This window comes from Paenibacillus sp. Aloe-11 (genome assembly GCF_000245715.1).
In the GTDB taxonomy this organism is placed as follows: Bacteria; Bacillota; Bacilli; order Paenibacillales; family Paenibacillaceae; genus Paenibacillus; species Paenibacillus kribbensis.
Window position 1 is genome coordinate 44619 of the sequence record NZ_JH601059.1, and the last position, 7004, is coordinate 51622.

At 45.0% G+C, this 7004-nt stretch carries 7 protein-coding genes and 1 tRNA gene; 2 read left to right on the top strand and 6 right to left on the bottom strand.

The features are described 5' to 3' along the window. From WG8_RS28740 to WG8_RS18385, 5 genes are all read right to left on the bottom strand, one after another. Positions 1-121, bottom strand: a 121-nt coding sequence (locus WG8_RS28740) for a flavodoxin-dependent (E)-4-hydroxy-3-methylbut-2-enyl-diphosphate synthase (RefSeq protein WP_007431722.1), incomplete at its 3' end; no start/stop codon positions are given. A 109-nt stretch (positions 122-230) separates the two neighbouring features. After that, on the bottom strand, positions 231-1487 hold the full coding sequence (gene clpX, locus WG8_RS18370; RefSeq protein WP_007431723.1) for an ATP-dependent protease ATP-binding subunit ClpX: 1257 nt from the start codon (positions 1485-1487) through the stop codon (positions 231-233). 12 nt (positions 1488-1499) lie between these two features. Next, complete coding sequence (gene clpP, locus WG8_RS18375; protein WP_007431724.1) at positions 1500-2090, bottom strand: ATP-dependent Clp endopeptidase proteolytic subunit ClpP; 591 nt, start codon at positions 2088-2090, stop codon at positions 1500-1502. Positions 2091-2498: 408 nt separating this feature from the next. Beyond that, positions 2499-3812: a trigger factor gene (gene tig / locus WG8_RS18380; protein WP_007431725.1), complete on the bottom strand. Its 1314-nt coding sequence runs from the start codon at positions 3810-3812 to the stop codon at positions 2499-2501. Between the two features lie 144 nt (positions 3813-3956). Continuing rightward, the gene (locus WG8_RS18385; RefSeq protein ID WP_007431726.1) at positions 3957-4892 is read right to left on the bottom strand and encodes a hypothetical protein; all 936 of its coding nucleotides are present in this window, start codon (positions 4890-4892) and stop codon (positions 3957-3959) included. Between the two features lie 235 nt (positions 4893-5127). Between WG8_RS18385 and WG8_RS18390 the strand changes: the two genes are divergently transcribed. Further along, positions 5128-5201, top strand: a tRNA-Arg gene (locus WG8_RS18390). Positions 5202-5527: 326 nt separating this feature from the next. After that, positions 5528-6292: an exodeoxyribonuclease III gene (locus tag WG8_RS18395; protein ID WP_007431727.1), complete on the top strand. Its 765-nt coding sequence runs from the start codon at positions 5528-5530 to the stop codon at positions 6290-6292. Positions 6293-6381: 89 nt separating this feature from the next. Here the strand turns inward: WG8_RS18395 and WG8_RS28745 are convergent. Further along, positions 6382-7004: family 1 glycosylhydrolase (locus WG8_RS28745; RefSeq protein ID WP_007431728.1), on the bottom strand; the 623-nt coding region annotated here is incomplete at its 5' end.

Sequence of the window (7004 nt, forward strand, 5' to 3'; positions counted from 1 at the left end):
CTACCGTAGCTTCCACATCTGCTGTTTTGGTTGTACACATACTTTGGATAATGACTTCATTGCTGCCGCCAATCGTCAGATTCCCGACTTTAACGGGACGTGTGTCTTGTCTTAAGAACATGTACTTTTCTCTCCCATTAACACCAAACCTCCACCCCTTAAAACCTCATACGGTTTAGTGAAGTGGAGATCCGGCTTCTCATGTTTTAGAGATCGCGAAGTATCAATCCTTAGGCGCTCTCTTCTTGTTTTTTATCCTTATTTGTACCACCGAGTTCCGGTGCGATTTTGTCTTTTACTACCTGCTCGTTGATGACGCAAGTCGTCACATCATCACGGGAAGGAACTTCATACATGACGTCGAGCATAATACCTTCAATGATCGCGCGAAGACCACGGGCACCCGTGTTACGCTTGATCGCCTCACGAGCAATGGCTTCCAGAGCATCTTGCTTAAACTCCAGCTGCACATTATCCAGTTCCAGCATCTTCTGGTATTGCTTGGTTAACGCATTTTTCGGCTCCGACAAGATACGAACCAATGTTTTCTCATCAAGCGGCTCCAGCGTAGAAATGACTGGCAAACGTCCTACGAATTCCGGAATCAGTCCGAATTTCAACAGATCCTCAGGCAATACCATGGAAGTATATTCGCCTGGCTTCAGATCTTTTTGTTCGCTAGTGGCATTAAAGCCAATGACCTTTTTACCGATACGGCGTTTGATCATTTGCTCCAGACCGTCAAAGGCGCCACCGCAAATAAACAGGATATTTGTGGTGTCAATTTGAATGAACTCTTGATGTGGATGCTTGCGGCCACCTTGCGGAGGTACAGAAGCAACCGTGCCTTCCAAAATTTTAAGCAGCGCCTGCTGTACACCTTCTCCCGATACGTCGCGCGTAATGGACGGGTTTTCGGATTTACGGGCTACTTTATCAATTTCGTCAATGTAGATGATGCCGCGCTCGGCTTTTTCCACATCATAATCGGCTGCTTGAATCAATTTCAGCAAAATGTTTTCAACGTCTTCACCTACATAACCGGCTTCCGTGAGGGAAGTGGCATCTGCAATAGCAAAAGGTACGTTCAAAATTTTAGCCATGGTTTGCGCAAGCAACGTTTTACCCGAACCTGTAGGTCCAAGCATCAGAATGTTGCTTTTTTGCAACTCCACATCGTCAATTTTGTTTTGTGTATTAATACGTTTGTAATGGTTATATACCGCTACAGACAACGATTTTTTCGCTTGATCCTGACCAATGACATATTGGTCCAAAATCTCACGGATTTGCATCGGTTTCGGAATGTCTTTCAGATCTACTTCTTCTTCATGACCCAATTCCTCTTCCACAATCTCCGTGCACAGCTCAATGCATTCGTCACATATATATACACCTGGTCCGGCAACAAGCTTGCGAACCTGATCTTGAGATTTGCCGCAGAAAGAACATTTCAATTGTCCTTTTTCATCATTAAATTTAAACATAGAGCCACCCCTTTACAGATTAATCGGTTTAGACAGCACCTGGTCAATGATACCATATGCTTTTGCCTCTTCTGCTTCCATGAAGAAATCCCGGTCAGTATCACGTTCGATTTTTTCGAGGGGCTGACCCGTACGCTCTACATAGATTTGATTCAGCTTGGCACGTGTTTTGATAATCCAATCCGCATGGATCAGCATATCAGAGGCTTGCCCCTGAATGCCGCCGAGCGGCTGATGGATCATAACCTCACTGTTAGTAAGCGCATATCTTTTGCCTGGTGCACCCGCTGTGAGCAACAAAGAACCCATACTTGCAGCCATGCCTACACAGATCGTTGATACGTCCGGCTTAATAAATTGCATTGTATCATATATACCCATGCCCGCAGTTACAGAACCGCCCGGCGAGTTAATATACAAATTGATATCCTTCTCCGGATCTTCCGCAGCAAGGAACAATAGCTGTGCAATGACGAGATTGGCGACATCGTCATCAATCGGGCCACTTAGGAAAATGATGCGATCCTTAAGCAACCGCGAGTAAATATCGTAAGATCGTTCTCCTCGATTCGTTTGTTCCACAACCATAGGGACGAGACTCATCACGACCAACCTCTTTTCTTAATTAAAATGAACACCTGTATTCATCCGCTTCCTTAAGTCCCATTAAAACGAAAGCGGCGAGCATGAAACGTGAACACCTTACAAAATATTTTAACATGTTCAGAGTCTCGTGTCATATTTGCATCCGCTGATCTAAAGTGCGACTGTTTACAATACGCTCTGCCGAGACCTTCTCATATTTAACCATGTTTCGTATGTATGTGCAAATGTACAGTAGTGACTTATGTAAAACACAAAAACAGCACTTACAGCCCTTTCCATAAACGACTAAAATTTAGGTTTCCTAAGGTAAAAATAAGGCACGTAACTTTCACTACGTGCCTTATCCCTATCTAATTACTACGTTGCAGCCTGTTACAGCATACCCCGTATATTTTATCGTTTGAATTACTCAGCAGCTGCAGCTGGTGCTTCAACTTCTTTGCTGTTTTCCACCAGCAAAGCAATTGTTTTGCGCAGTGAGATCTCTTCTTTCAAGTTGGCAAACGAGCCGTTACTTTCCAGAATACTGCGGATTTCTTCAACAGAACGTTTGTAAGCATCAGCCATGTTTTTCAGCTCTTCATCAATTTCCGCTTCGGAAACTTCGATGTTTTCTGCCTTAGCCACTTGCTCCAGCACGAGGTTGTTACGTACGCGCTTCTCAGCATCAGCTTTCATTTGCTCTTCCAGGTCTTCCTTGCTTTGACCGGAGAAGCCTAGGAACATTTCAAGGTTCATGCCTTGGCTGCGCAGACGGTTGTCGAAATCGCGAACCATGTTTTGCACTTCACTCTTGACCATTGCTTCAGGAATGTCGATTGTTGCGTTCTCAGCAACTTTCTCCACTACAGCACCCTCACGAGCTGCTTTAGCTTCATTTTCCTTACGCTCCAGCAATTGCTTTTTCAGGTCTTCCTTGAATTCAGCCAATGTGTCAAATTCACTTACATCTTTAGCAAATTCATCGTCCAGTTCAGGAAGAACTTTGCGTTTCAGCTCATGAACTTTCACTTTGAATACAGCTTGTTTACCAGCCAGGTCAGCAGAATGGTAGTTCTCAGGGAACGTTACTTCAACGTCCTTGGAATCGCCAGTATGCAAACCAATCACTTGATCTTCAAAGCCAGGGATGAATGTGTTAGAGCCCAGCTCCAGAGAATACTTCTCGGCTTGTCCGCCTTCGAACTGTACGCCGTCTACGGAACCGTCGAAGTCGATAATAGCTGTATCGCCGGATTGAGCAGCATCTTCATCAACGACAACCAATTCAGCATGACGTTGTTGCAGGCGCTCCAGCTCTTGAGTCAGCTCTTCGTCGCTTACTTCGATTTTGCTTACAGGCACCTCTACGCCTTTGTACTCGCCCAAAGTAACTTCAGGCTTAACTGTCACCTTCGCTTTGAATTTGAAAGATTCGCCTTTAGCAAATTGATCAATTTCAACGTCCGGGCTATCAACCGGGAAAATGTCCGTTTGCTCTACAGCTTGACCATAAGCTTCTGGCAGCAGGAAGTCGATTGCATCCTGATACAAGCTTTCAATACCATAGCGTTTTTCAAAAATAGGGCGTGGTACCTTTCCTTTACGGAATCCTGGTACACTTACTTGCTTTACCACTTTATTAAAAGCTTTGTCGAGTGCAGCGGCTACACGATCCGCGTCAACCTCAACTTCAAGAACCCCAAGGTTCTTCTCTATTTTCTCCCAAGTTGCTTTCATTTTATGCTTTCCCCTCCAACAAAATCTTCACTTAGTTTTCATTTCAATCAACGCACACAAAATAACCATTATAGTATATCTAACATTACTGTCTTTTTCAAGAGCAGCCCTTTCAATGCTTTACAGGTAAACGTTTCCGGTCATTCAAGGAGTATTCATTCCCGCAGCTACAAAGAGCCGCATTGACCGATACGCCTGCTCAAAACGGAAGCGCAGCGCATCTGTAATGCCGTAAATAGCACGTGTTTCTTCCTCATTGTTGTTTCCACCCAAACTCTCTGAAACCGTCTGGTGAAGAGCTGCCGCCCAAATATCCTGTATTCCGTCCTCTTCCACCAGCATCGATCTGTAATCATTCGTACCATATACAGCCATTACAAACTGCGACCACAGCTCCTGCGCAAAATAGAACAGCGTAGGCTCATGCACCTCGGTCTGATCAGCTACCCGTTCCAAAATACGCATAATCTGTTCAGGAAAATCACCTGGCTGAAGAGGAACAGTTTCAATATCGATCTCCGCTTTTTCATCTCCCCGTCTGATTTCTATTATCCCTTCCATTCCACGTCGTCGCATGGTCTGCAAAATTCGGAATTGGAGGAGAGGATGGATTTCCCGTTCTTTTATCCAGCGAAGCAAGGCATCGTCAATTTCCGGCAGCTCCAGATAGGACAGCTGCTCAAGTGCTAAAATCGTCTGTTCGGATAATGGTCCATCCATAGCCATCTGCAGAAGCTTATTGCCATACCCTGCATCCTGCTCTTGCTTAAAGCGTGCATGGCGGCGAGCCAATTCTACTTCACCCACCTCGTCTTCTTCCACAACGTCCGTCACTCCCCCACTGTCAACATACTGTGGAAAGGCAGCTTCCAGCCATTGTAATAGAGCATCCCATTCATCGTATTGTTTCTGCTCCTGTCCCTGACACTGCATTAAAAAACGCAGCATCGCCATCGCCTCTCCGTAACGTTCGTTTTCAAGCATCACAGTAAGTTGAATTTGATAATAGTCCAGTGTCTTTGGAAACAATACAATATTGTTTTCTTTTGTCGTCACCTTGGAGTCCTTTATTAAAGGCACCCCCTCTCCTCCGCAAGCTAAAGTATTTGTAGATTATATGAGAAACAGCAGCTTAAGTCCAACCACTCGTCTTCAGCATATTCACCTGTATTCTAACATACCCTTTTATAAGGCAAAAAAAACCACGCCTAGTCTGAATTTATGCTGCACAAAGTCTGAACAACCAAATAATATGGGAAACAAGACTTGAATCTTTTGCATCCATGTGATATATTAATATTCGCTTGAATTTTATGTCCCAGTAGCTCAGCTGGATAGAGCAACGGCCTTCTAAGCCGTCGGTCGGGGGTTCGAATCCCTCCTGGGACGTATAAACAAAACTTCCTAATTAGGAAGTTTTTTTCGTTTCAACGGGATGAGAACCCCGTCGGGGGGCGTCGGAGCTTTAGCTTCGTTAGCATTTTTAATGTAGAAAGGCTGCTTCCACTATGCCGTATGTCGGTTTAGCGCTTGTTGGAAGCAGCTTTTTTTGTGTACAGATCATGGCTTGCTAGTAACTGCCCTTTTAAAAAAACACAGAGATTGCTATCATCTATCTTGTTCCCCATATCGTTATTTCATTATATGTGCTTATCCCAACCGAGGATATATTCAACCACACCGCTTGACCGCGATGAGTAATAAGGAGATCGACAATGAAATTAATATCTTGGAATGTTAATGGCTTAAGAGCCTGTGTGACCAAAGGATTTTATACTTATCTTAAAGAAACAAATCCCGATATTTTTTGCGTACAGGAAACCAAGCTTCAAGAGGGACAAATTCTCATGGAGAACATGGAGGAATACACACAGTACTGGAATTATGCCGAGAAAAAAGGATATTCCGGTACGGCTATCTTCACTAAATTCAAGCCGCTTTCTGTGCATTATGGCCTTGAAGAAAATGGGGAGCCTGAAGGCAGGACCATTACTCTGGAATTCGAGAGGTTTTATCTGGTTAATGTGTATACTCCGAATACCAAACGGGATTTGTCCCGACTGCCGTACAGACTGGAATGGGAGGACCGTTTCCGCAACTATCTGCAACAGCTGGATGCATCGAAGCCTGTCATTGTTTGTGGTGATCTCAACGTGGCTCATCAGGAGATTGATTTGAAAAATGCAAAAGCCAACTATGGCAATGCCGGATTTACGCCTGAGGAACGGGAGCGAATGTCGCAGTTGCTAGGCGCCGGGTTTATAGACACCTTCAGACACTTTTATCCTGACCGGACGGATGTGTATTCCTGGTGGTCCTACATGCCGAAGGTGAGAGAACGGAACATCGGCTGGCGGATCGACTACTTCCTCGTCTCGGACAGACTTCGCCCGCTATTAATAGATGCAAGCATAGATTGCCATATTACGGGTAGCGACCACTGCCCTGTTATACTCGATATGCAGGATATTTCAGCATAACCCGCCTTACACAAGTATTCCGCAATCTTAAAAGCCGTCATGTTCTGTGATTGTAGCATGACGGCTTAAATTATATCCCCTTTTTCTGTCTAAAACCCGTTATTTTCCATCACTTGCTTGAACCACAGCGCACTTTGTTTGGGTGTTCGTTTCTGCGTTTCGTAATTGACATGTATAATACCGAAACGTTTGCTGTAGCCCCAGGCCCATTCAAAGTTATCAAGGAATGACCAGACAAAATAACCCTTGAGCTGGCCTCCCTCTTCGATAAAGCGGTGGCATGCCTTTAAATGCTCCTCAATATAGTGCTGACGCCCGGTGTCCTCAATTTTCCCGTTCATCAGCTCATCCTTCATCGCTGCTCCGTTTTCCGTAATTAAAATGGGTATGCCCTTGGTAAAATCCTTCTCAATCCGGGTCAGCAGCTTATAAAAGGATTCGGGATGAATCTCCCATCCCATATCCGTTACCGGCTCCTCGATGCGAACCTGCTCCACCTGCAGCAACGAAGTGTCTGTAGTCGCTCGAATGACGCTGCGGGCATAATAGTTGATGCCCAAAAAATCCCCCGGCTGCTGAATCAGCTCCATATCACCGGGCTCTACAAAATCCAATCCATTCAGATCCGCCCCGTACCATTCCACCATATCCTCAGGATATTTCCCGTTAAACAACGGCTCGGCAAACCAGCGATTAATAAAGCCATCCCGCC